Source organism: Kerstersia similis (assembly GCF_965139615.1).
GTDB classification, from domain to species: domain Bacteria; phylum Pseudomonadota; class Gammaproteobacteria; order Burkholderiales; family Burkholderiaceae_B; genus Kerstersia; species Kerstersia similis.
The window spans coordinates 270,890-293,293 of the sequence record NZ_CBCSIQ010000001.1 but is presented as its reverse complement, the minus strand read 5'-3'; the positions used below and the strand labels follow the sequence as shown (position 1 = coordinate 293,293).

The 22,404-nt window shown below is 61.8% G+C and carries 19 protein-coding genes; 6 read left to right on the top strand and 13 right to left on the bottom strand.

What is annotated here, in order from left to right; all coding sequences use genetic code 11:
* Positions 1-17: 17 nt before the first annotated feature.
* From ACNA1V_RS01165 to ACNA1V_RS01145, 5 genes are all read right to left on the bottom strand, one after another.
* Positions 18-734, bottom strand: a complete 717-nt coding sequence (locus ACNA1V_RS01165; protein ID WP_415831732.1) for a succinate dehydrogenase iron-sulfur subunit — start codon at positions 732-734, stop codon at positions 18-20.
* A gap of 13 nt (positions 735-747) precedes the next feature.
* Entirely contained in the window at positions 748-2,526 is a 1,779-nt protein-coding gene (sdhA, locus tag ACNA1V_RS01160) for a succinate dehydrogenase flavoprotein subunit (protein ID WP_415831731.1), read from the bottom strand.
* A gap of 3 nt (positions 2,527-2,529) precedes the next feature.
* The gene (gene sdhD, locus ACNA1V_RS01155) at positions 2,530-2,913 is read right to left on the bottom strand and encodes a succinate dehydrogenase, hydrophobic membrane anchor protein (protein ID WP_415831730.1); all 384 of its coding nucleotides are present in this window, start codon (positions 2,911-2,913) and stop codon (positions 2,530-2,532) included.
* Positions 2,913-3,332: a succinate dehydrogenase, cytochrome b556 subunit gene (gene sdhC, locus ACNA1V_RS01150; protein ID WP_415831729.1), complete on the bottom strand. Its 420-nt coding sequence runs from the start codon at positions 3,330-3,332 to the stop codon at positions 2,913-2,915. The genes sdhD and sdhC overlap by 1 nt, the downstream gene beginning before the upstream one ends.
* A 106-nt stretch (positions 3,333-3,438) precedes the next feature.
* The gene (locus ACNA1V_RS01145) at positions 3,439-4,239 is read right to left on the bottom strand and encodes a GntR family transcriptional regulator (RefSeq protein ID WP_415831728.1); all 801 of its coding nucleotides are present in this window, start codon (positions 4,237-4,239) and stop codon (positions 3,439-3,441) included.
* Between the two features lie 471 nt (positions 4,240-4,710).
* On the opposite strand from ACNA1V_RS01145, the gene ACNA1V_RS01140 reads away from it, so the two are divergent.
* On the top strand, positions 4,711-5,697 hold the full coding sequence (locus ACNA1V_RS01140) for a malate dehydrogenase (RefSeq protein ID WP_415831727.1): 987 nt from the start codon (positions 4,711-4,713) through the stop codon (positions 5,695-5,697).
* 125 nt (positions 5,698-5,822) lie between these two features.
* On the opposite strand, the gene ACNA1V_RS01135 is transcribed toward ACNA1V_RS01140, so the two are convergent.
* The gene (locus ACNA1V_RS01135; protein ID WP_415831726.1) at positions 5,823-6,539 is read right to left on the bottom strand and encodes an SDR family NAD(P)-dependent oxidoreductase; all 717 of its coding nucleotides are present in this window, start codon (positions 6,537-6,539) and stop codon (positions 5,823-5,825) included.
* A 242-nt stretch (positions 6,540-6,781) separates the two neighbouring features.
* Between ACNA1V_RS01135 and acnB the strand changes: the two genes are divergently transcribed.
* From acnB to ACNA1V_RS01120, 3 genes are all read left to right on the top strand, one after another.
* Positions 6,782-9,367 (top strand): bifunctional aconitate hydratase 2/2-methylisocitrate dehydratase, encoded by a 2,586-nt coding sequence (acnB, locus tag ACNA1V_RS01130; RefSeq protein ID WP_415831725.1) that lies wholly within the window; start codon positions 6,782-6,784, stop codon positions 9,365-9,367.
* 289 nt (positions 9,368-9,656) lie between these two features.
* Positions 9,657-9,785, top strand: coding sequence for a hypothetical protein (locus ACNA1V_RS01125; RefSeq protein WP_415831724.1), 129 nt, complete (start codon positions 9,657-9,659; stop codon positions 9,783-9,785).
* A complete protein-coding gene (locus ACNA1V_RS01120) occupies positions 9,781-10,074 on the top strand; it encodes an amidohydrolase family protein (protein WP_415831772.1) in 294 nt (97 codons plus the stop codon). Before ACNA1V_RS01125 ends, ACNA1V_RS01120 begins: the two co-directional genes overlap by 5 nt.
* A gap of 194 nt (positions 10,075-10,268) precedes the next feature.
* Here the strand turns inward: ACNA1V_RS01120 and ACNA1V_RS01115 are convergent, their stop codons facing one another.
* The 4 genes from ACNA1V_RS01115 to ACNA1V_RS01100 all read right to left on the bottom strand — a co-directional run bounded on the left by ACNA1V_RS01115 (position 10,269) and on the right by ACNA1V_RS01100 (position 15,380).
* Positions 10,269-11,309, bottom strand: a complete 1,041-nt coding sequence (locus ACNA1V_RS01115) for a metal-dependent hydrolase (RefSeq protein WP_415831723.1) — start codon at positions 11,307-11,309, stop codon at positions 10,269-10,271.
* 220 nt (positions 11,310-11,529) lie between these two features.
* Complete coding sequence (locus ACNA1V_RS01110; protein ID WP_415831722.1) at positions 11,530-12,870, bottom strand: extracellular solute-binding protein; 1,341 nt, start codon at positions 12,868-12,870, stop codon at positions 11,530-11,532.
* 14 nt (positions 12,871-12,884) lie between these two features.
* Positions 12,885-14,141, bottom strand: coding sequence for a D-amino acid dehydrogenase (locus tag ACNA1V_RS01105; RefSeq protein ID WP_415831721.1), 1,257 nt, complete (start codon positions 14,139-14,141; stop codon positions 12,885-12,887).
* Between the two features lie 192 nt (positions 14,142-14,333).
* A complete protein-coding gene (locus ACNA1V_RS01100) occupies positions 14,334-15,380 on the bottom strand; it encodes a CDP-6-deoxy-delta-3,4-glucoseen reductase (RefSeq protein WP_415831720.1) in 1,047 nt (348 codons plus the stop codon).
* A 625-nt stretch (positions 15,381-16,005) separates the two neighbouring features.
* Between ACNA1V_RS01100 and ACNA1V_RS01095 the strand changes: the two genes are divergently transcribed.
* Complete coding sequence (locus tag ACNA1V_RS01095; RefSeq protein WP_415831719.1) at positions 16,006-17,004, top strand: TAXI family TRAP transporter solute-binding subunit; 999 nt, start codon at positions 16,006-16,008, stop codon at positions 17,002-17,004.
* A 121-nt stretch (positions 17,005-17,125) separates the two neighbouring features.
* On the top strand, positions 17,126-19,810 hold the full coding sequence (locus ACNA1V_RS01090) for a TRAP transporter permease (RefSeq protein WP_415831718.1): 2,685 nt from the start codon (positions 17,126-17,128) through the stop codon (positions 19,808-19,810).
* Positions 19,811-19,873: 63 nt separating this feature from the next.
* Here the strand turns inward: ACNA1V_RS01090 and ACNA1V_RS01085 are convergent, their stop codons facing one another.
* Genes ACNA1V_RS01085 through ACNA1V_RS01075 form a run of 3 tightly spaced genes read right to left on the bottom strand, consistent with a single transcriptional unit; the run spans position 19,874 to position 22,404 of the window.
* Positions 19,874-20,809, bottom strand: coding sequence for a branched-chain amino acid ABC transporter permease (locus ACNA1V_RS01085; protein WP_415831716.1), 936 nt, complete (start codon positions 20,807-20,809; stop codon positions 19,874-19,876).
* Positions 20,806-21,693: a branched-chain amino acid ABC transporter permease gene (locus tag ACNA1V_RS01080; protein ID WP_415831771.1), complete on the bottom strand. Its 888-nt coding sequence runs from the start codon at positions 21,691-21,693 to the stop codon at positions 20,806-20,808. The genes ACNA1V_RS01085 and ACNA1V_RS01080 overlap by 4 nt, the downstream gene beginning before the upstream one ends.
* Before the next feature lie 6 nt (positions 21,694-21,699).
* Positions 21,700-22,404 (bottom strand): ABC transporter ATP-binding protein, encoded by a 705-nt coding sequence (locus tag ACNA1V_RS01075; protein ID WP_415831715.1) that lies wholly within the window; start codon positions 22,402-22,404, stop codon positions 21,700-21,702.

Below are 22,404 nucleotides of genomic sequence, written 5' to 3'. Positions count from 1 at the left end.
CGCAACCCAGACAGCGGTCAGACGGCGCGACGCACCATCAATTCTTTGATTTTTCCGATGGCGCGCGTCGGGTTCAAGCCCTTCGGACAGACATCGACGCAGTTCATGATGGTATGGCACCGGAACAGGCGGTACGGGTCTTCCAGATTGTCCAGACGCGAACCCGTCGCTTCGTCACGGCTATCCGCAATGAAGCGATAAGCCGCCAGCAAACCGGCAGGACCGACGAACTTGTCGGGGTTCCACCAGAACGAGGGGCAGGACGTCGAGCAGCAGGCGCACAGAATGCACTCGTACAGACCATCGAGTTCCTCGCGGGCTTCCGGCGTCTGCAGACGCTCGCGCTCAGGCGGCGGGGTGTCGTTGATCAGATACGGCCGGATCGAGTGATACTGATTGAAGAAGTGCGTCATATCGACGATCAGATCACGGATCACCGGCAGACCGGGCAGCGGACGCAGAACGATAGGTTCCTTCAGGTCGCGCAGGTTGGTCGTACAGGCCAGGCCATTCTTGCCATTGATGTTCATGGCATCGGAACCGCACACGCCTTCACGGCAGGAGCGGCGCAGAGCCAGACTGTCATCCACCGAGTTCTTGATGCGGATGATGGCGTCCAGCAGCATCTTGTCGGTGGGCAGCAGCTCCACGTCCAGTTTCTGCATGTACGGACGCTCATCCTTATCCGGATCGTAGCGGTAGATTTCGAACTTAACGATACGTTTGGTGCTCATGACTGGGTCCTGCTTAGAAGGTACGTGCCTTGGGCGGGAAGGAATCGACGGTCAGAGGCTTCATCTGCACCGGCTTGTACTCCAGGCTGTTGGTCGCGGAGTACCACAGCGTATGGCGCAGCCAGTTTTCGTCGTCACGGGTCGGATAGTCGTCCAGGGCATGCGCGCCACGGCTTTCATGGCGCTTGGATGCCGACAGGATGGTGGCACGGGCCACTTCGATCATGTTGGACAGTTCCAGCGCTTCGACGCGAGCGGTATTGAATACCTTGGACTTGTCCTTGAACGAGATGTTCTTGGCACGCTCGTTCAGTTCGGCGATCTGACCTACGCCCTCCTCCAGCAGTTCCAGCGTGCGGAACACGCCGCAGTGGTGCTGCATGGACATGCGGATGGCATTGCCCACTTCCTGCGTCGGCTCGCCGCCGGTACGCGATTCGATGGCATCGACGCGCGCCATGGAGGCATCGACCGATTCCATGGCCAGCGGCTTGTGCGCATGCTGGCGTTCCGGGTGCGCGGCAACGATATGATTGCCGGCAGCACGGCCGAATACGATCAGATCCAGCAGCGAGTTGGTGCCCAGGCGGTTGGCACCGTGCACGGACGTCGCGGCGCATTCACCGATGGCATACAGGCCGTTGATGACCTGGTTTTCGCCATTCTTGCGATCGAGCACCTGGCCGTAGAAGTTGGTCGGGATACCGCCCATCTGGTAGTGGATGGTCGGGACGACAGGAATCGGCTCCTTGATCGGGTCCACGTTCGCAAACTTGATGGCGATATCGCGGATCGAAGGCAGACGCTTCTTGATGACGTCAGCGCCGAGGTGATCCAGCTTGAGCACCACATAGCTGCCGTCGGGGCCACAGCCGCGGCCTTCCTTGATTTCCTGGTCCATCGAGCGCGACACGAAGTCACGCGGGGCCAGATCCTTCAGCGTAGGCGCATAGCGCTCCATGAAGCGTTCGCCATCCTTGTTCAGCAGGATGCCGCCTTCGCCGCGCACGCCTTCGGTGATCAGCACGCCCGCGCCGGCCACGCCGGTCGGGTGGAATTGCCAGAATTCCATGTCCTGCAGCGGAATGCCGGCACGTGCCGCCATGCCCAGGCCGTCACCAGTGTTGATGAAGGCGTTGGTCGAAGCTGCCCAGATACGGCCGGCGCCGCCGGTGGCCAACACCGTGGTCTTGGCTTCCAGGATGTAAATTTCACCGGTTTCCATTTCCAGCGCGGTTACGCCGAGGACGTCGCCCTCGTCGTTGCGGATCAGGTCCAGCGCCATCCATTCCACGAAGAACTGGGTGCGGGCCGACACGTTACGCTGATACAGCGTGTGCAGCAGCGCGTGACCGGTACGGTCAGCGGCAGCACAGGCGCGTTGCACCGGTTTTTCACCGAAGTTGGCGGTGTGGCCGCCGAACGGGCGCTGATAAATGGTGCCGTCCGGGTTACGGTCGAAGGGCATGCCGAAGTGTTCCATTTCGTACACGGCGTGAGGAGCCTCACGGCACATGAACTCGATGGCGTCCTGGTCACCCAGCCAATCCGACCCCTTGACGGTGTCGTACATGTGCCAGTACCAGTTATCTTCGCTCATATTGCCCAGCGAAGCGCTGACGCCACCCTGGGCGGCAACGGTATGCGAGCGGGTTGGGAAAACCTTGGACAGCACGGCCACGGACAGGCCAGCCTGTGCAAGTTGCAGGGAACAACGCATGCCGGCACCGCCGGCGCCCACGACCACAACGTCAAACTGGCGGCGCGGAAGAGATTTTTTGACAGCGACCACGGCTTACAGGCTCCAAAGGATTTGTGCGAAATAAGCGACCGAACCAACCAGCCACAGAATCGTCAGGGTGTGCAGCAACAGACGCACGCTGACGGCGCGCACGTAGTCCATCCAGATGTCACGCACACCGATCCAGGCATGCCAGGCCAGCGAAATGAACGCCAGCGTCGCCAGGATCTGGCCCACAGGCAGGGCGAAGACATGGAACGTGAACAATGCCTTCCAGTTGGCATAGTTGAATTCGGACATCACGAGGATGCCGATCAGCAATACCAGGGTGTAGGTGGCAAGAATAATTGCGGTCAGACGCTGGGCAATGAAATCCTTCACGCCATAGTGAGCGCCTACGACCAGGCGACGCGGGCCGATATTATCAGGGGCTCCCATTACCATGCTCCGTAAAGTTTCAGGCCGAGGATGACGGTCAGGATCAGGCTGATGACCAGGGAGGTCGTCGCGCTCTTGCGTGCCGCGACTTTTTCCACACCGATGTGCAGGTCGAGCAGCAGGAAGCGGATGCCCGCACAGAAGTGGTGCAGGTAGCCCCAGATGATGGCCAGCAGCACGAGTTTCACCAGCGGGTGGCCGGCGACTTCCGCGATGGACGCGTAACTTGCCTCAGAACCGACACTCATGGCGAATAGAGGCAAGATCACCAACGGCAAACAGAGGAACAGAATCACGCCACTGGCGCGATGCAGGATGGACACTTTGCCCGGCGACGGCATATGCCGAAGATAGACAAGGAGTTGCGGCACACCTACGTTTTTGTAAGTGGGACGCGGCTTAGGTATGGAATCACTCATGGACAGCCTCGTTTCTAAAAAAATTAGGCAAACGCGCTATTTTCGCTTATGTCAGTTGGGGTTTCAAATCATCACAAAACGCGGGCAGCAGTATGTTACACCGTATTCACTTCAAACTGTTGCGATAGTAGTAACGCTCCGTGATGTATAAACCCCTTCTGTATTCCATGGGGCGATCACCATACGTATAAGACACACGTTCGACCTGCAGCAGCGGCGAACCTGCCGCCACGCCCAGCAAAACCGCATCGTCATCCGTCGCCGCCACGGCCCTGAGCTTCTCGTCGGCGCGCACCATGCTGATGCCAAATTCGGATTCAAACAAGGCATAGAGCGGCCCGCGATAGCCGGCCAGCAGATCGGCCGTCAGGCGCCGGAAAGGCCCTCCCGGCAGGCAGATATCGTCAATGACTGTCGGCTCGCCGTCGAAGGACAGAACGCGACGGATCGTGATGACGGGATCGCCTGTGCGCAAGGCCAGGGTCTTGGCGATTTCCGCACTTGCCCGCGCCCGGCGGCACTCAATGAAACGGCTCTGCGCGCCGCCGCTGTCCGTGGCCTCATCGCTGGCCAGGCGCAGGAAACGGTAACGCGTGCGCGGTTCATTATGGGTGGCGACGAAAGTCCCTTTGCCCTGGCGACGCAGCAATAAATGCTCGGCCGCCAGTTCATCAATGGCTTTGCGCACGGTGCCCTGGCTGACATGAAAGCGCGCAGCCAGTTCCATTTCGCTGGGAATGGACTCGCCAGGCTTCCATTCGCCACGTTCCAGGCTATCGACAATCAAGGCTTTGATCTGCTGATACAACGGGCTGAAGGCGGCGCCGCCGGCGCCTGCCGCACGCACCACCTGACGCGTCGCCGTCCGCGGTCGCGCTGAAGAAGATTCGCCAGGGATTTCGGACATAAAGCACAAGGCCGGCAGCCAGGTTGCAGGTGACGCAACCCGGCGACTGCCGGTAGTAAAGAATCGGAAACGGGGCCAATTGTCGCACACGACTCACGCAGAAATCCAGCACTCTTTTGTCTTATATAAGATATAAGATGGTTTGACGCTCGCCTGTTTTTTGCTCTAAGATTTTTATCGAACCTTTCATTAATCTGAAAATTCAATAGATGGAAATACAACAGTTTCCTTTCAATGAGAATTAATTCCTCCTTGAAATGAAATTCCATCTGGAATTGATGAAAATCAGTGTCAGTTTCATAGCAACATCGCCCTTGAAGGTTTAATATTTGCGGCGCTGCGGCATGATGTTGCACCACCATGGTGCCAGCCGCCCTGCCGCCTGCCTCGGGCGAACGTCGCGCAAGAACATCATGCAAACCGTCGGGTATCTCGCCCGTCGCCATTACCAAGACCTACGGAGATTGAAGAATGTCCAAGCCTGCAAAACGTGTTGCCGTCACCGGCGCCGCCGGCCAGATCGGCTACGCGCTGCTGTTCCGCATTGCTTCGGGTGAAATGCTGGGCAAAGACCAGCCCGTCATCCTGCAACTGCTGGAGATCCCCGACGAGAAGGCCCAACAGGCGCTCAAGGGCGTCATCATGGAGCTGGACGACTGCGCATTCCCGCTGGTGCAAGGCATCACCGCGCACAGCGATCCCCGCGAAGCCTTCAAGGACGCTGACATTGCCCTGCTCGTCGGCGCCCGTCCCCGCGGCCCCGGCATGGAGCGCAAGGACCTGCTGAACGTCAACGCCAAGATCTTCACGGAACAAGGCAAGGCCCTGAACGATGTCGCCAGCCGCGACGTCAAGGTGCTGGTCGTCGGCAACCCCGCCAACACCAATGCCTACATCGCCCAGCAATCCGCCCCGGATCTGCCCGCGAAGAACTTCACCGCCATGCTGCGCCTGGACCACAACCGTGCCCTGACGCAACTGGCCGACAAGGCTGGCGTGGCCGTGGCCGATATCGAGAAGCTGGTCGTGTGGGGCAACCACTCGCCCACGATGTACCCCGACTATCGTTTCGCCACCGTCAATGGCAAGAGCCTGAAGGCGCTGATCAATGATGACGCCTGGAACCGCGACGATTTCATCCCCACCGTGGGCAAGCGTGGCGCCGCCATCATCCAGGCCCGTGGCCTGTCGTCGGCCGCTTCGGCCGCCAATGCCGCCATCGACCACATCCGCGACTGGGTGCTGGGCAGCAATGGCAAGTGGGTCACGATGGGCGTGCCCTCGGACGGCTCCTACGGCATTCCTGAAGGCATCATCTACGGCGTGCCCGTCATCACCGAAAACGGTGAATACAAGCGTGTCGAAGGCCTGGAAATCGACGAATTCTCGCGCGAGCGCCTGGACTTCACGCTGAAAGAACTGCTCGAAGAGCGTGACGGCGTCAAAGACCTGCTATAACCCCATACAGATGCCCGGCCGCATGCAATCGCGGCCAGACACCTGATGATCAACGCCCGCCCGGCATCGCCTGGCGGGCGTTTTCCATTGGCGCGGCCCGCCGTTTCGCGCCCAGGCCGCAGGACTTAAAAGCGCTCGTCCAGAATCGCGGGCATGACCAGTTCCCGCACAAAGCTGGCATCCGAGAGGGCCAGGATGGTGCGCACCATCGCCACCACATCATGCAGCGGCACCAGCTTGCCCTCACCGCGCCAGGCCGCCTGAGACGCAGGCACAGCCAGGTCATCGGTCGTATTGAGATAACCCAATTGCAGGGTGGTCACTCCCAGCCGGGCATCCCGAAACCCTTCCCTCAAGGCATCCCCCAGGCCGTTGAGCGCGCTTTTGGTGGCGCCAAATGCCACCTCGGGACGGCCGCATTGGCGCAGCGCCGAGGTCGAGCCTGTCAGGATCAGGCGCGGCCGTGCCGAGGTCAGCAAGCGCGGCAGCAAATGCTTGATGACCAGCAACGCTGCCGTCACGTTTACATCCACCATGCGCATCAGATCCGCGTCGGCGTCCTGGGTGAAAAAATAATCGGCCGTGAAAGCCTTCTCTTCCCACAGGCCCAGGTTGTAGATCAGGACATCCAGGGATTCCGGCGCGACTTGCGCCAGCTGCGCCGCTGCCGCCGCAGGCGCGGTGAGATCGGCCTCCACCCAGCGGCATGCCACGCCGGGCGGCACACTCAAGATCGCCGGCGTACTTCGCGAGACGCCAATCAAGGTATCCCCCGGCTGGCACAGCCCTTCTGCAAAAGCCCGGCCCAAGCCCTGGCTGGCGCCCACAATCATGATCTGCATCCCTTCCCCTTTCTTGTTTCCACCCGCAACCCAGGGCTGCGCGCACCTTGCCAGGCCTGCTGCCCGAGCGCGGCATTGTGTCACACCCTGGATCGCCGTGCCTGCCGCCAACGCCGCTGCCGTTCCAATCGCCATGGCAAATGCGAACCAGTCTTATGTCTTATATAAGACTATTGCAGCCCCCCTGCTTTTCCCATTACAATACTCAGTGTTTCAAGTCCCTTTTTGCAGGCAAATCAACCATGCTAGAAGCCTACCGCCAACACGTCGCCGAGCGCGCCGCCCTGGGCATTCCGCCGCTGCCGCTGTCCGCCCAGCAAACCGCCGGCGTTATCGAACTGCTGAAGAATCCGCCTGCGGGCGAAGAAGAGTTCCTGCTTGACCTGATCACGCACCGCGTGCCGGCCGGCGTGGACGATGCCGCCAAGGTCAAGGCATCCTATCTGGCCGCCGTGGCCCATGGCACCGAGTCGTGTCCGCTGATCGACCGCTCTCACGCGGTCCGTCTGCTGGGCACCATGCTCGGCGGCTACAACATCAGCGCCCTGATCGAACTGCTGGACGATGCCGAAGTCGGCATGCTGGCTGCCGAAGGCCTGAAGAAAACGCTGCTGATGTTCGACGCCTTCCATGATGTGCAGGAAAAGGCCGAGAAAGGCAATGCCAACGCCCAGGCCGTGCTGCAAAGCTGGGCTGACGGCGAATGGTTCACCAGCCGCCCGGAAGTGCCGGAAAGCATGACCATCACCGTCTTCAAGGTGACTGGCGAAACCAATACCGACGATCTGTCGCCCGCCCCTGACGCCTGGAGCCGCCCGGACATCCCGCTGCACGCGCTGGCCATGCTCAAGAACCCGCGTCCCGGCATCGAGCCTGATGACGCCGGCAAGGTCGGCCCCGTCAAGTTCCTCGAATCCCTGAAAGACAAGGGCCACCTGATCGCCTACGTCGGCGATGTGGTCGGCACCGGTTCTTCGCGCAAATCCGCCACCAACTCGGTGCTGTGGTTCACTGGCGAGGACATTCCCTTCGTTCCCAACAAGCGCTTCGGTGGCGTCTGTCTGGGCGGCAAGATCGCCCCCATCTTCTACAACACCATGGAAGATGCCGGCGCTCTGCCTATCGAACTCGACGTATCGCAAATGGAAATGGGCGACGTCGTTGAACTGCGCCCCTATGAAGGCAAGGCCCTGAAGAACGGCGAAGTCATCGCCGAATTCAAGGTCAAGTCGGATGTGCTGTTCGACGAAGTGCGCGCCGGCGGCCGCATTCCGCTGATCATTGGCCGTGGCCTGACCGCCAAGGCCCGCGAAGTGCTGGGCCTGCCCCCCTCCACGCTGTTCCGCCTGCCGCAGAACCCTGTCGATAGCGGCAAGGGCTTTTCACTGGCGCAGAAGATGGTCGGCCGTGCCTGCGGCCTGCCGGAAGGCCAGGGCGTGCGCCCGGGTACCTACTGCGAACCCAAGATGACCTCCGTGGGCAGCCAGGACACCACCGGCCCCATGACCCGCGACGAGCTGAAAGACCTGGCCTGCCTGGGTTTCTCGGCCGACCTGGTGATGCAGTCGTTCTGCCACACTGCCGCCTACCCCAAGCCCGTGGACGTCAAGACGCACCACACGCTGCCCGAGTTCATCAGCACCCGTGGCGGCATCTCGCTGCGCCCCGGCGACGGCGTGATCCACTCCTGGCTGAACCGCATGCTGCTGCCGGATACCGTCGGCACCGGCGGCGACTCGCACACCCGCTTCCCGATCGGCATCAGCTTCCCGGCCGGTTCGGGCCTGGTGGCCTTTGCTGCCGCCACTGGCGTCATGCCGCTGGACATGCCGGAATCCGTGCTGGTGCGTTTCAAGGGCAAGATGCAACCCGGCGTCACGCTGCGTGACCTGGTCAATGCCATTCCGCTCTACGCCATCAAGCAAGGCCTGCTGACGGTTGCCAAGCAAGGCAAGAAGAACATCTTCTCCGGCCGCATCCTGGAAATCGAAGGCTTGCCCGAGCTGAAGGTCGAACAGGCATTCGAACTGTCCGACGCATCGGCCGAACGTTCCGCCGCAGGCTGCACCGTGCGCCTGAACAAGGAACCGATCATCGAATACATCAACAGCAACATCGTGATGCTGAAGTGGATGATCGCCAATGGCTACAAGGACGAACGCAGCCTGGCTCGCCGCATCAAGGCGATGGAAGCCTGGCTGGCCGACCCCAAGCTGCTGGAACCGGATGCAGACGCCGAATACGCCGCTGTCATCGACATCGACCTGGCCGACATCCATGAGCCCATCGTGGCCTGCCCGAACGACCCGGACGACGTCAAGACGCTGTCCGACGTTGCCGGCGCCACCATCGACGAAGTGTTCATCGGCAGCTGCATGACCAACATCGGCCACTTCCGCGCAGCGTCCAAGCTGCTGGAAGGCAAGCGCGATATCCCGGTCAAGCTGTGGGTGGCTCCGCCCACCAAGATGGATGCCGCCCAGCTGACCGAAGAAGGCCACTACGGCGTGTTCGGCACGGCAGGTGCGCGCACCGAAATGCCCGGCTGCTCGCTGTGCATGGGCAACCAGGCGCAAGTCCGTGAAGGCGCAACGGTGATGTCCACCAGCACGCGTAACTTCCCGAACCGCCTGGGCAAGAACACCTTCGTGTACCTGGGTTCCGCCGAACTGGCCGCCATCTGCTCGCGCCTGGGTCGCATCCCCACGAAGGAAGAGTACATGGCCGATATTGGCGTCATCAATGAAAATGGCGACAAGATCTACAAGTACCTGAACTTCGACCAGATCGCAGACTACAAGGACGTTGCAGACAGCGTCAGCGTGTAATGCAAGGCCGGTGCCCGCACCGGCTACCTCGCACAAGCCCCCCTTCGCAGGGGCGGCTTCAAGAAAGCCATGCCCTATCTGGGCATGGCTTTTTTCATGCCCGTCCGGATCAGAGCGCGGGCTAGGATAAAAGCCTGAACGCGTGCTCCCTCGCCTGCACATGCAGGCGGACAGCCTTTTTTCCAGGCGGTTTTTTTGCCTGTATTTCCCGTTTCTCATATTGGCACTGGCCGCCAGCCTGAGCGCCTGGTCGGCACCCACGCTCGCCGCCCCTGGCAACAATGCCGACATGCTGCTCCACAATGGCCGCATCTATACCGAGAATCCCCAGCAGCCCTGGGTGGAAGCCATTGCCATCAAGGATGACAATATCCTGGCCCTCGAGCGTCAAGGACAACAATCCCTAGCCTGTCATTGAAGCGCTACCTACCCGCGCCGATCCTCATGGCCAGCGTGCCGGCCAGACGCTGAACCCGGAACAGGCCATCCAGCTGGAGGAGGCCCTGCGCATCTTTACCCAGGCAGGCGCCAAGGCCATCGGGCGCGAGGAGCAGACGGGCACACTGGAAGTCGGGAAATCGGCCGACATCATCGTGCTGGACCGTGATCTCTTCACTATCCCGACGGCAGACATCAGCAATACCGAAGTCTTGCTGACCGTGTTCCAGGGCCGCCCGGTTCACACCGCCGTACCAGCCCAGCGCTAAGCCCGGCACCCCGTGGCGGACGGGCACCAGGCCATGGCGCCCCCGGCCACCCGCTACGGCCCTGCGCCCAACCCTGGCCCACTGTCGGGCCCGGCTCGCCGCCATGCCAGAAGCGCCCTGCCGGAGGGCAGCTGCCGTACCACTGACTACAAGGGCGTGGGACGGCAGCTGCCCCCCCTTACAAGCAACCGCTCTTACAGGAAACGCTCCATCCAGTTTGGCAGCGGCAGCGGTGGTTCCTGCCGCCAGATACGCCGGAACAGCAGTCCCAGTTCGGCGCTGCCTGCCGTGTCCTGGCTCTCCCAGGCACTGGGCACGACATGCTGCCACTGCCCCTGAGCATCCTGCTCGGCCATTTTGAAGCGAAAGGTGTAGCTGCCCGGCACCCCCATGCGCAGGTCCGTCACCACCAGCGCGTTCCCGCGCTGGTCATAGCGCAGCCAACCGTCCGTGAACCAGCGCAGCCGCTGATGCAAGGGGTCGGTTGCCAGGGCCTGTGCCAGATCCTGATTCAAGGGCTGGCGCAGCAACTCGGGCGGCGCCTGGTCGAACAGACCACTGACGGCCTCGTAATAGGACCCATCCGGCGTCCGGGCCAGCACCCGCCAGAGCAGGGTATTGAACGGCATGGGCACGCCGCGCAATTCAGTGACCGCCACCCCACGCGCCTGCAACGCCACCGAGACCCGGTGTTCAGCCACCATCCGGCTGATGCAGCCAAAGCCCAGGTACAGGGTGCTGAATACCAGGGCGGCCGCCATCAGGCGGCGGGCCCTGGCCGTGCAGCCACGCCAGACGCCATATATCACCGCGCCCAGCAAAGGCAGGGTATAGACAGGGTCAATGATGAAGACCGCTGCCCAGCTCGCGGGTACCGGTTGCAACGGCCAAAACAACTGAGTGCCGTACACCGTGAACGCATCCAGCAAGGGATGCGTCAGCAGCACCAGCCATAAGGTCAGGAACAGGCGCCGCCAGCCATAGGCCGCCTGCGGCCAGCGCCAGCGTATCAGGCCGGTCAGCACGGCAGCCAGTCCGGTCAGGACGAACAGGGAATGCGAAAATCCGCGATGATAGGTCATCATCGACACCGGGTCGGCATAGCGTATCAGCACATCCAGGTCTGGCAATGTTGCCAGCGCCGCACCATACGCCAGGGCCCGCCGCCCTTGCCATCGTCCCAGCAGGCTACCCTGCAGGGCACCCCCCAGTACTGCCTGTGTCAATGAATCCATACCTGGCTTCTCCCGCCTATCCCTGTCCGTGTGCAACCAGCCGCGCATGCACAAAACATGCCCCGGGCAAGCCCGGCCCTTGTCGGAGCCTAGGCACGGCGGGCTGGCCTCCGCCACCGCTGTCGGGCAAAAAAAACGGGAAGCCGGCCTGAGCCGCCCTTCCCGTTTCCAGCCAGCGGGTGTCCGCCAGCCGCTGCGCCGGGGCATGCCCCGGCCACATTCACTTCATCAAGGCATTACCCTGACGCACGGCACTTTGCAGCGCTTCCATCGCCGGACGCTGGCCCGACAATGCCGCCGCCAAGGCATCATTGAGCACCACGGCGACCTGCGGATAATTCGGCAGGCGGAAGCCGCGGCTGGCCACCGTCGGCGCACTTTCCAGCGAGGCAATCAGTTTCTGCGTCCCCGGAATGCGGTCATAGAAAGACACATCGGCTGCCAGGAAGGCCGCTTGCGTCAGCGGCAGATAACCGGTCTTCTGATGCCACTCGGCAGCCACCACCGGCGTAGCCAGGTAGGCCAGGAACGAGGCCGTCGCCGCATCGGAACCTCGATCGTGCCCCTTCAGCGCCCACAGCGCACTGCCGCTGATGAACGGCTTGCCGGGCTGGCTCGTCACCTGCGAATAGTAAGGCAGCGGCGCCACGCCGAACGACAGCGTATTGGATGCCATCAATTCCCCCAGCGCCCCCGAGCCTGTCGTCAGCACGCCGCAACGGCCGCGCGCAAATGCCAGGTTCGCTTCGTTGTCATTGGGGAATTCCGTCATCAGGTGGCCGCGCTTCCAGCTGGCCATCAGCGAGATATGGCGCATATACAGCACATCGAAATTCAGGCTGGGCTTGCCACGGCCCAGGCCGTTATCCGCTGTGGCATACAGCTTGCCGTTCACCGGCGCCAGGTTCTCCAGGTGCACGGTCAGAGGGTCGCCAGTCGCATAGGCGCATTGCAGATCGGTACGCTCATAGAGCTGCGCCAGTTCGTTCTGCAGATCGTTCCAGGTGCGAGCCGGCTGTGCCGGATTCAGGCCTGCCTTGCGATAGGCGTCGATGTTGTAGAACATCACCGGTACTTCCGCCATCCACGGGAACGCCAGCAGGCGGCCACGGCCATCACGCACAAAGCTGCTGGCCTGCGGCAGGAACCAGGCCTGGTCGCGGATCGGGTGCGTGGCAAGCAACTGGTGCATGGGCAAAATGGCTGCATGTTCCGCAATGACTTCCGGCGAATGCTGGTCACTGATCTGCACCAGTTGCGGCGCATACTTGCCGGCTATCGCCATCGCGGTTTCGCGCGCCAGCTCATCTTCACCATTGAAACCACGCAACACGACCCGGACATTGGCCTGGCTTTTGTTGTAATCCGCGGCCAGTTTGTCGAACTCGGCCTGATTGCGGCCCGTCAACGTATGCCAAACCTGCACTTCCTGCGGCGCGGCCCAGGCGACGGCAGAACCGGATACACCCAATGCCAGCGCCAAGGCCTGGGGCAAGCGACGCATCGCCTGCAGCATATGGCCAGAAAACAAGCGGCCAGAAAACTCTTGTTTGATGCTCATAGATGACTCTGACTTTAAACGCCTAGAAAGGGGAACTCGGGTTCCGGACGACGGCCGGATACGATATCCGCCAGCGCCCGGCCCGAACCGGCACCCATGGTCCAGCCCAGTGTGCCGTGCCCGGTGTTGAGATAAAGGTTGGCAATGCGCGAACGGCCGATCAAGGGCACGTTGGACGGGGTTGCAGGACGCAGCCCGGTCCAATATGCCACGTTGTCGAAATCCAGCGCATCGGGGAACAGCTCTCGCGCTACCCGCGTCATGGCTTCGCAGCGCTTATTATTTAGAGAACGCGAATACCCAGAAAGTTCCGCAGTGCCAGCCATGCGCAGTTTGTCGCCCAGGCGGCTGAACACAATTTTGTGACCGCTATCGGTCAGGCTGGCCATGGGCGCCAGTTCCGGCGCGATCACGGGGAAGGTCGCGGAATACCCCTTGGCGGGATACACCATGCAACGCACTCCCAGCGGACGCAGCAATTGCGGGGAAAAGCTGCCCAGCGCCACGACGAAGGCATCGGCACGCACGATCTCATAATGGCCTTCGGGCGCAATGACTTCCACACCGGTGATGCGCCCCTGCTCGCAAAGCAGGCGCGTGATCCGCGTCGAAAAACGGAAGTTGACACCGGCAGCCTCGGCACGCTGCGCCAGCGCCGCAGTGAATTTATGCACATCACCGCTTTCATCTTCAGGGGTGTAGTCCCCGCCGACGATCAGATGGCGGCTGGGCGCCAGCGCAGGTTCGATCTGCACGACTTCATCGGTCGAAACGACCCGGCGCTCCACGCCGAAATCGCGCATCATGCCGGCCGCTTCCTGGGAATCGTCGAACTCTTCCTGGCTGCGATAGAAATTCAGGATGCCGCGTTCCAGGTGGTCGTACTCAATGGACAGTTCGCGGCGCAATTCACGCAGGGTGCTGCGGCTGTACTCCGCCATCCGTACCATCGCACGGATGTTGCGCGGCAAACGCGAAGGCAGGCACTCACGCAGGAAGGCCGCGCCCCACAGCCACTGGTGCCAGTCCAGCTGCGGACGGAACAGCAATGGCGCATCATCCTTGAACAACCATTTGAGCAACTTCAGCGGCGCATGGGGATTGGCCCAAGGCTCAGCATAGGAAACCGAAATCTGGCAGCCATTGGCAAAACTGGTTTCCTGTGCAGGCCCCGTACTGCGATCCAGCACTTCAACCTCATGGCCTGCCTGACGCAGCCACCATGCGCTGGAAGTGCCTACCACCCCGCTGCCCAACACCACAACTCTCATGCTGTTCCCCCCGTTTTCCAGGATGCAAACCTTTGCTGCGCACATGATTCAGCATGGATGCATGCGCGCGTTGACTCTGATCGCCCACCCCGCAGGCGATAATCGCTGAGTGTAACGCTCCGGCTGCCATCCCGCAGCCCTAAAAAACGACAAGATGGGTGCCGGCCCGCCTGGGCGCTACCGCCAGGCCGTTCACACTTGCAAGGCCGCCAGATCTGCCGCATTGGTAAAGGCATCCGAGAAAAACCGGGCTTCAGACAGGCCCCCACGCTGCAGGAAATCGCGTCTTGCCGCTTCCACCATAGCAGGCGCGCCACAGGCATACACCTGCCAACCCGACAAGTCAGGCAAATCCTGCAAGACGGCCTCATGCACCCATCCGGTCCTCCCTTGCCAGCCGTCCGCTGCCTGCGCATCGGACACCACTGGAATATAGGAGAAATCCGGCATCTGCTGCGCCCACTCACGCGCCTTGGCGTCGTGGTAGAGATCCACCGGCCGGCGCCCGCCCCAGTACAGGCGCACCTGGCGGCGCAAGCCTTGTGCGCGCATGTGCTCCACCATGGACTGCACCGGCGCGAACCCTGTACCGCTGCAGAGCATCACGATGGGCGCAGCGTCATCTTCCCTCAGGAAGAATGAGCCTTGCGGTCCTTCGATGCGCAGGATTTCCTTGATGCGCATCTGCGTCGCGCCGACGCCAAATACATGGTCGGTGAACAGACCGCCAGGCACATGGCGCAAATGCAGTTCCAGGGTTTTGGCTTGCCCCGGCGCACTGGCCACGGAATAGCTGCGTCGCACACCGTCTTTCAAAAGGATATCTACATACTGGCCGGCGTAGTATCGGAAATTCTCCGTCGCCGGCAATTGCAATGTCAGAATGGCCACATCGGCCACGGGGCGCTCCATCGCCAGAACGCGCACCGGCAGCTTGCGGATTTCGATATCCGTCGCCAAACGCACCTGATGGGACTCGATGACCATGTCGGAGGTGGGCGTGACCTGACAGAACAGCGTGTATCCCGCAGCGATATCCGAGGTCGGCAAACTTTGCGCCACGGCACCGCCAGCCTGGAACTCGCCGCTGATCACCTTGCCCTTGCAGCTCGAACAGGCGCCGTTACGGCAGCTGTAGGGCAACACAATGCCTGCCGCAAGCGCAGCATCCAGCAGATTCTGGCCCTCCTCTACGGAGAAGACATGATTGGCGGGAATAACGGTGATGTGATGTGACATGAACGGAAATCATCAATGCCATTCCGGACCCTGCGCGGCCCTGGCCGCCTGGCGACCGGAATGGACCAGACTTGAAAAACTGCGCGGTTTGCCGGCGACTGACCAACGGTCATGGCCATGGCTGCCATACCAGACGATCAATCCCAGGCCCTCAATTCCAGACCCTCGATCTCAAGCCTCCCAGTCCTGGCCGGCAACGCCCGGCCCGACGGCAGCGCGCACATCAGGACAAACATCCTGGCTGCCCGATGAACAGGCCACACGGACAGGTCACAGGCGCCAGGCAGAGCACCAGGCTGTAAGCCGGGTTGCGTCATAGAAGCTTGATTTTAGACGGTATAGCGGCTGAACGGCCAGGGGATGCGGCACCGCTCCCCCCGGACAAGCAGACGGCGGGGATAGCAGGCCGGAACGCGCCATGATGCCACACGACATTGGTGCACGTGCACCCTTCCGATATCGGGTTAGCTCCAAATATCTGCAACATGAAAAATCTGCTTCAATGGATTGCAAACTCGCCCGGTGCGTGACCCACGCTCGCGGCCCTGTCGCCACCTGCCCATACCCTCCGGCACACGGCCAGCACGGATTTCTGTCCCCTTTCATCAAAGCAAGGAGAAATCGCATGCGCAATCCCTTTTTCCCTTTCTTCCGTCGCCAAGGGCCGACCCTCAATATCCTTGCCACCCTCCTGCTTGGCAGCGCCGTGGCCGCAAGCCCGGCACAAGCCCAGACACAGTTCGTCAGTATCGGCACGGGCGGCGTCACTGGCGTGTACTACGCCGCCGGCGGCGCCATTTGCCGCCTGGTGAACAAAGACCGCAAAGACCATGGCCTGCGATGCTCGGTTGAATCCACCGGGGCTTCGGTGTTCAACATCAATACCATCAAGGCCGGGGAACTGGACTTCGGCGTGGCGCAGTCCGATGTGGCCTACAACGCCTATCACGGGGAGGAACAATTCAAGGACGCCAAGTACGACAAACTGCGCTCGGTGTTCTCCCTGCACCCCGAGCCCTTCACCGTCATGGCTCGCAAGGAAGCCAATGTGAAGTCCTTCGACGATTTCAAGGGCAAGCGCTTTAACGTCGGCAACCCCGGATCCGGCACGCGGGCTTCGCTGGAACAGTACCTGGCGGCGCGCGGCTGGACGCTGAAGGACTTTGCGCTGGCTTCCGAACTGCGCGCCGATGAGCACGGCCCTGCCCTGTGCGACGGCAAAATAGATGGCTTCATCTATGGTGTCGGCCACCCTTCGGCCAATATCCAGGACCCGGCCACGACCTGCGGCGCGCAACTGGTGCCGCTGACCGGCCCCGCCGTGGACAAGCTGGTCAATGACCACGACTACTTTGCAAAAGTCACCATTCCTGGCGGCCTCTACCCCAACAATCCCGATGACATCGACACCTACGGGGTGCTGGCCACGGTAGTCACCTCCGCCGATGTGCCTGACGAAGCGGTCTATCGCATTACCAAGGCCGTCTTCGATAACTTCGACGATTTCAAGAAGCTGCACCCGGCCCTGGCGCACCTGACGCCTGAGGAAATGATCAAGAACGGCCTGTCCGCCCCGCTGCATCCCGGCGCGGAGAAATACTACAAGGAGCGCGGCTGGATGTAATGCCCGGACAGTGCGCCATTCCCGGCGCCCTGTCCTTGCGGGGATGCGCCCGACCAGGCCAGGCCGCGCCCCCCGCCCACGGACCGGCTGCGCCGGTACGCCGCAACACAGGAGGCATGCCATGAGCCACACCCCGCAGACACCCTCCACCGATCTCGAACAACTGGTCGCCGACGTCGATCGCGGCGGGCGCAACGCTGGCGGCCTGGCCGGCGCCGTGCTGGCCATCGGCGCCTTGCTCTGGTCGCTGTTCCAGCTCTGGTACGCCTCGCCCTTTCCGTTCGACCTGGGCATAGGCATCTTCAACGACACCGAAGCCCGTGCCCTGCACCTGGGCATCGCCATGTTCCTGGGCTATCTGGCCTATCCGTTCAGCAAACGCTCGCCGCGCGATCGCATGCCGCTCTACGATTGGCTACTGGCGCTGGCGGCCGCTTTCTGCGGCGCCTATCTGTATCTGTTCTACGTCGAGCTGTCGCGCCGTCCCGGGCAGCCTACCCAGTTCGACATCGTTTCTGCCGCACTGGGGCTGGTTCTGCTGCTGGAAGTCACGCGCCGCGCGCTGGGCGCCCCCATGGCCGTCCTCGGCCTGGCCTTTGTCATCTATGCCATGGCCGGCCCCTATATGCCCGATGTGCTGGCCCACCGCGGCGCTTCGCTGGAACGCCTGGCCTCGCACATGTGGCTGACCACGGAAGGTGTCTATGGCGTCGCGCTGGGCGTGTCGGTCTCGTACATCTTCATTTTCGTCCTGCTGGGCTCGCTGCTTGACAAAAGCGGGGCCGGCAACTACATGATGCAGGTGTCCTTTGCGCTGCTGGGGCACCTGCGCGGCGGGCCCGCCAAGGTGGCCGTGGTGTCCTCTGCCGTCAACGGCCTGGTTTCGGCCTCTTCGGTCGCAAATGTGGTCACTGGCGGCATATTCACGATTCCGCTGATGAAAAAAGCCGGCTATGGCGGCATACGCGCAGGCGCCATCGAAACCGCATCCTCGGTCAATGGCCAGCTCATGCCGCCCGTCATGGGCGCCGCCGCCTTCCTGATGATCGAGTACGTGGGCATCCCGTACACCGACATCATTCGCCACGCCATCCTGCCGGCGTCGATTTCCTATGTCGCGCTGTTCTATATCGTGCATCTGGAAGCCCTGAAACTGGGCATTCAGCCCATGATGTCAGCCGGCAAACCGAAAACCCCGCTGCAGAAACTGGCCGGCTGGGGCATGGGTATCTCCGGCACGCTGGTGGTCATGGGCCTGGTCTATTACATCGGCATAGGCGTACAGGCGATGGCCGGTGCAGCGGCCATGTGGATACTGATAGGCCTGCTGGTGATCCTGAACATCTGGCTGCTGCGCATGGCCGCGCGCCATCCCGACCTGCCGACGGATATCAGCATCACCAACCCTCAGCGCCCCGAAACCTGGCCGACCGTCCGGGCCGGACTGCACTTCCTGATTCCCATCGGCGTGCTGGTCTGGTGCCTGAGCATAGAAGAGCTTTCCGCCGGCCTGTCGGCCTTCTGGGCCGCCGTTGCCATCCTGCTGCAAATGGTGACGCAGCGCCCGCTGACGGCCTGGTTCCGTCATCAGGCGACCATGCCGGCATGGCGCCAGGGTGCCACTGAAGCCATCCTGGGCCTGCAGGATGGCGCGCGCAACATGATAGGCATCGCCATCGCCTGCGGCACGGCCGGCCTGATCGTTGGCGGCATCACGCTCACCGGGCTGGGGCTGCGCATGACCGCCTTCGTGGAAATGGTGTCCATGGGCAATGTTCTGGCGATGCTGTTCTTCACCGCCCTGGTCTGCCTGATCCTGGGGCTGGGCATGCCGACCACGGCCAATTACATCCTGATGGCCACGCTGATGGCGCCAGTCATCGTCGAACTCGGCGCCCAAAGCGGGTTGATCATCCCGCTGATTGCCGTGCACATGTTCGTGTTCTATTACGGCATCATGGCCGACATCACGCCGCCCGTGGGCCTGGCTACCTTCGCCGCTGCGGCCATTTCCGGCGAGGATCCGATCAAGACCGGCCTGCAGGGCGTGACCTACGCGCTGCGGACGGCCTTGCTGCCCTTCATGTTCGTATTCAACCCGATGCTGCTGCTCATCGACGTCGAAGGCTGGTGGCAGCTCAGCCTGGTGATCATCGGCGCCACGCTCGCTTCCATGACTTTTGCCGCGGCCACCATGCGCTGGATGCGCGTTCGCGCCAATCCCGTGGAAGTCGTCGTGCTGCTGCTCGTGACCTTCATGCTGTTCCGGCCGGACTGGTTCATGAACCAATTCTATGAGGAATACCGTGAACAGCCGGCTGCCGATATCTATCAGGTCGCGGCCGAGCTGCCTGACAATGGCCGCCTGGTGGCCATCATCCAGGGCTACAACATCGAAGGCGATGAGCTTTCCAAAACCGTGGCCGTACGCCTGCCCGCGCTGCCGGCGAATGCCCAGGCAGCGGCAGGCAGCACCGACGCGGCGGCAGACCCGGCGATGGCGCGCAAGGCGCTGGGCATGCAGCGTCTGGCCCTGGCCGGATTGCAGTTCATGGAATTGGGAGATACGGTACAGATCATGAACGTGCGTTTTGGCAGCACGGCACGCAAGGCCAGCTGGGAACAGGGCTGGGACGTCCGCAGCCTGAAAATCCCCAACCCCGACCGCCCATCGCCGTTTGTCATCTACCTGCCGGCCCTGCTGTTGCTGGCGCTGGTCTGGTGGCAACAAGGCCGACGCCTGCGCCATGCGCCGCCAGCAGGAACGGCGATGATGCCAAGCCGTCTGCGCAACGCAGGCCAGTGACACAAGGATCACAGGCCGAAGGTCAAGCGATACGGGCCGCCATCCTGGCCGGCCCGTATCGCATCAACGCTGGCGCAGTACACGCCTGGCGAATGCCTGGAATTCACCGACGATCCCGCGCCGGAATGCCAGTACGCACAGGACAAAGATCACGCCCATGATGACCGTCACCAACGAACCCACCTTATCCGCCAGCACGTTCTGCAAGGTCACGATGGTGCCGGCGCCCACGACCGGCCCCAGCAGCGTCCCCATCCCGCCCACCAGTGTCATCAGCACGACTTCACCGGACATATGCCAATGCGCATCGGTCAGTGTGGCGAACTTGAACACCAGCACCTTGGTTGCACCAGCCAGCCCGGCAAACCCGGCTGACAGGACAAACGCAAGGAGCTTGTAGCGGCTCACGTCGTAGCCCAGCGAAATCGCACGAGGCTCGTTCTCGCGGATCGCCTTGAGCACTTCGCCAAATGGCGAATGGACGATACGGAAAATCAGGCCGAACGCCAGGACGAAGATCGCCAGCACGACATAGTAGAGATTGATGTCGCTATTGAGATCCAGGCCAAATATCGTGCCGCGCGGGACCCCTTGCAAACCATCTTCCCCTCCCGTAAACGGTGCTTGCAGGAAAAGAAAAAATACCATTTGCGCCAAGGCCAGCGTAATCATCGAAAAATAGATGCCCTGCCGGCGAATCGCCAGCAAACCGATGATCAGCCCCAACACGGCAGCCACGAGCGTACCCGTGATCACGCCCGCCAGCGGTCCGAAGGACCAGACCTTGATCGCATGCCCTGCCACATAGGCGGCTGAACCAAAAAAGGCAGCATGGCCGAACGACAGCAATCCGGTATAGCCCAGCATCAGATTGAATGCACACGCAAACAACGCGAAGCACAACACCTTCATCATCAGAATGGGATACACCAGCGCCGGCGCGCAAAGCCCCAAGATCAACAGGACAAGATAGAGGAACTGCGATGCCTTGAATTTCATGACGCCTCCTTGCCGAACAGGCCCGCCGGACGCAGCACCAGAACAATGGCCATGATGACGAACACGACCGTCGCCGATGCCTCCGGATAGAACACTTTGGTCAGGCCTTCAATCACTCCCAGCCCCAGCCCGGAGAGAATCGCCCCCATGATTGAACCCATGCCGCCAATCACCACCACGGCGAACACGACAATGATGAGGTTGGACCCCATCAGCGGGCTGACTTGCAGCACCGGTGCTGCAAGCACCCCGGCAAGTCCGGCCAGTGCAACGCCAAAGCCATAGGTCAGCGTCACCATGATGGGCACATTGATCCCGAAAGACTGGGTCAGCGCAGGGTTTTCGGTGGCGGCACGCAGATATGCCCCCAACCGCGTCCGCTCGATCATGAACCATGTAAACAGGCACACCGCCAAGGACGCCACAATTACCCAGAGCCGGTACTTGGGCAGGAACATGAAGCCCAGATTGAAGACACCAGTCAGTTGCGGCGGAATGGCGTATGGCTGCCCCGATACGCCGTAGGCATCCCGAAACAAACCTTCCAGGATGAGGGCAAGCCCGAACGTCAGCAGCAAACCGTAGATATGATCCAGCTTATAGAGCCGCCGCAACAGCGTGCGCTCTATCACCATGCCGAACAGGCCTACGGCCAGCGGCGCCAGCAACAGCGACCACCAATAATTGATGCCCAGGTAGTGCAAGCCCATCCAGGCAAACATGGCGCCCATCATGTAGAGCGCCCCGTGCGAAAAATTGATGATGTTCAGCAAGCCGAAAATCACGGCCAGCCCCAGGCTCAACATGGCGTAGAACGCCCCGTTGACCAGCCCCAGCAACAATTGCCCCATCAGCGCGGGCAATGGCACGCCCAAGAGTTCCATCATGGCTCATACCCCCAGGTAGCGGCGCAGCAGGTCCTGCCGTTGCGGCAGTTCCTCGCGTGTCAGCTCGGCCACGGCCTGGCCGTGCTCGATGATGTACATGCGATCGGCCAGCGGCGCTGCAAAAGCGGCGTTCTGCTCGACCAGCAAAATGGTGTAGCCCTGTCCCTTGAGCGTCTGGATCACCAGGCCCAATTGCGCCACGATCACCGGGGCCAGGCCTTCCGATATCTCGTCGAGCAGAAGCAACCGCGCGCCGGTGCGCAGGATACGGGCAAGCGCCAGCATCTGCTGCTCGCCTCCCGAGAGCTTGCCCGCAGGGCTATGCCGCCGTTCCAACAGATTGGGAAACATCGCATAGAGCGCCTCGACACTCATGCCGCCACTGCCGACCCGGGGCGGCAGCAGCAGGTTTTCCTCACAGTTGAGACTGGCGTAAATGCCGCGTTCTTCCGGGCAGTAGCCCACGCCCAGGCGGGCAATACGATGCGGCGGCAAATCAATCGCCTCGCTCCCGTTGATCGTAATGGACCCCGTACGCCGCCCGGTCAAGCCCATGATGGCTCGCAGCGCCGTCGTCCGGCCGGCGCCATTACGGCCCAGCAAGGTCACGCACTCCCCCTTCATGACATTCATATCCAGGCCATGCAGGATATGAGACTCGCCGTAATAGGCATGCAAATTCGTTATACGCAGATATTCGATGCCCAT

Coding starts and splice junctions, on each gene's coding strand:
- sdhD (WP_415831730.1), bottom strand. CDS start 2,913: ATGGGAGCCCCTGATAATATCGGCCCGCGTCGCCTGGTCGTAGGCGCT.
- ACNA1V_RS01075 (WP_415831715.1), bottom strand. CDS start 22,404: ATGGGCATCGAATATCTGCGTATAACGAATTTGCATGCCTATTACGGC.
- ACNA1V_RS01135 (WP_415831726.1), bottom strand. CDS start 6,539: ATGCAGATCATGATTGTGGGCGCCAGCCAGGGCTTGGGCCGGGCTTTT.
- ACNA1V_RS01080 (WP_415831771.1), bottom strand. CDS start 21,693: ATGGAACTCTTGGGCGTGCCATTGCCCGCGCTGATGGGGCAATTGTTG.
- ACNA1V_RS01095 (WP_415831719.1), top strand. CDS start 16,006: ATGCGCAATCCCTTTTTCCCTTTCTTCCGTCGCCAAGGGCCGACCCTC.
- ACNA1V_RS01100 (WP_415831720.1), bottom strand. CDS start 15,380: ATGTCACATCACATCACCGTTATTCCCGCCAATCATGTCTTCTCCGTA.
- ACNA1V_RS01125 (WP_415831724.1), top strand. CDS start 9,657: ATGCTGCTCCACAATGGCCGCATCTATACCGAGAATCCCCAGCAGCCC.
- ACNA1V_RS01085 (WP_415831716.1), bottom strand. CDS start 20,809: ATGAAATTCAAGGCATCGCAGTTCCTCTATCTTGTCCTGTTGATCTTG.
- acnB (WP_415831725.1), top strand. CDS start 6,782: ATGCTAGAAGCCTACCGCCAACACGTCGCCGAGCGCGCCGCCCTGGGC.
- ACNA1V_RS01145 (WP_415831728.1), bottom strand. CDS start 4,239: ATGTCCGAAATCCCTGGCGAATCTTCTTCAGCGCGACCGCGGACGGCG.
- ACNA1V_RS01140 (WP_415831727.1), top strand. CDS start 4,711: ATGTCCAAGCCTGCAAAACGTGTTGCCGTCACCGGCGCCGCCGGCCAG.
- ACNA1V_RS01165 (WP_415831732.1), bottom strand. CDS start 734: ATGAGCACCAAACGTATCGTTAAGTTCGAAATCTACCGCTACGATCCG.
- ACNA1V_RS01090 (WP_415831718.1), top strand. CDS start 17,126: ATGAGCCACACCCCGCAGACACCCTCCACCGATCTCGAACAACTGGTC.
- sdhC (WP_415831729.1), bottom strand. CDS start 3,332: ATGAGTGATTCCATACCTAAGCCGCGTCCCACTTACAAAAACGTAGGT.
- ACNA1V_RS01115 (WP_415831723.1), bottom strand. CDS start 11,309: ATGGATTCATTGACACAGGCAGTACTGGGGGGTGCCCTGCAGGGTAGC.
- ACNA1V_RS01105 (WP_415831721.1), bottom strand. CDS start 14,141: ATGAGAGTTGTGGTGTTGGGCAGCGGGGTGGTAGGCACTTCCAGCGCA.
- ACNA1V_RS01110 (WP_415831722.1), bottom strand. CDS start 12,870: ATGAGCATCAAACAAGAGTTTTCTGGCCGCTTGTTTTCTGGCCATATG.